This window comes from Moorena sp. SIO3I6 (genome assembly GCF_010672095.1).
Window position 1 is genome coordinate 1 of the sequence record NZ_JAAHHU010001484.1, and the last position, 1232, is coordinate 1232.

Annotated in this window: 1 protein-coding gene and 1 pseudogene; both read left to right on the forward strand. The window is 41.5% G+C overall.

What is annotated here, in order from left to right; all coding sequences use genetic code 11:
* A pseudogene (locus F6K49_RS50475) lies at positions 1–469 on the forward strand (hypothetical protein); the annotation flags it as partial.
* 139 nt (positions 470–608) lie between these two features.
* A partial coding sequence (locus F6K49_RS50480; protein WP_293110422.1) for a hypothetical protein occupies positions 609–1232 on the forward strand: 624 nt, incomplete at its 3' end.

Consider the following 1232-nt stretch of genomic DNA (forward strand, 5'->3'; position numbering starts at 1 on the left):
TAATCCCCAACAATGGCAGCAGGTGTTGGCAGCAGTAAAGCAGAGCGAGGGGATTTTGCTAGTCTTGCCACCCTATCGGGAGATGCTATCACCCCAGGCTCCGGTAGACTCTTCAGAATTTCCTACTCAACAACAGTGGTGTAATAGATTTCAACGGTGGGTAGATTTTTTTCATTATGATTGCCCCAAGGTACGACATATTGTGATTTGCTTAAACAAAGCTGATCTATTTTGCAATTTAGAGCAGGAAGCCTTTCAGCTTGCCTATAATCCACTGCGTTCTCGGAAAAACTGGTATCAACGTAATAGCTATGTTTCCCAGCGCTACTTTCGACCAGTGCAACGTCAACTAGTAGCCATGACTAAACCTCCTGCGGGGGTGCCTGTGCGTTGTTTTATTACCAGTATTTATAATCGTGCTCTGTTAGAACTACCCTGGATTTATTTAGCCAGCTTTATGGCTAGTTAGGAGGTAAGCTATCAGCTATCAGTTATCAGCTGAACAAACCCTTTAAAATAAAACAAGTAAGCTTCTTTTAATCTTAGTTACGTCTGCTGACGGCTGACCCCTGACCCCTGACCGCTTACGTTAAGAGAGGAATTACAAGATGGGAAATATCTTTGTCATTGGTCCGCGAAAATCAGGAAAAACTACTTATTTAGCTGGTTTGGCTCATTGGTCCGAGGGAAAAATGGCTTTTAACCAGAAGATGTTTACCGTCCACCCCTTGAATGAAGATGCTAAATATCTTGCTGAACAAGCTAGAAATATAATTATGCCAGGAGCCTCCTTAGAAGGAACAAGACTTCCTGTAGGAGGGGTTAGTGATTTACCTGTTTACTCCTTTCAGATTGAAGTGAAGAGAAAGCTCCATAAGAACGAAACGATTAACCTAGTAGTTAAAGATGCTGCTGGAGAACTTTTTGACGAATTAGAATCAGAGTCTATCAAGCCTGAACACGAATATTTATTTCAAGAATTCTTAAGTAATGATGTAGAGGGATGTTTAATTTTCCTGACTGGTTGGCAAGGAAATAGTGATGAGTATTACGCTCACAAATTGAGGGTTTTTACTAAAAAACTCGATTTCTATGAAAGAACCAAAGACTTACGGATAGCGGTGGCCATCACTAAATGTGAACGAGGGGAACTTTGGCCGGGCAGGCTTGATCCAGAAGTTGACTTGTTTGATGTGCATTTACCACAAACCAAATTATTGCTGCAATCGGAA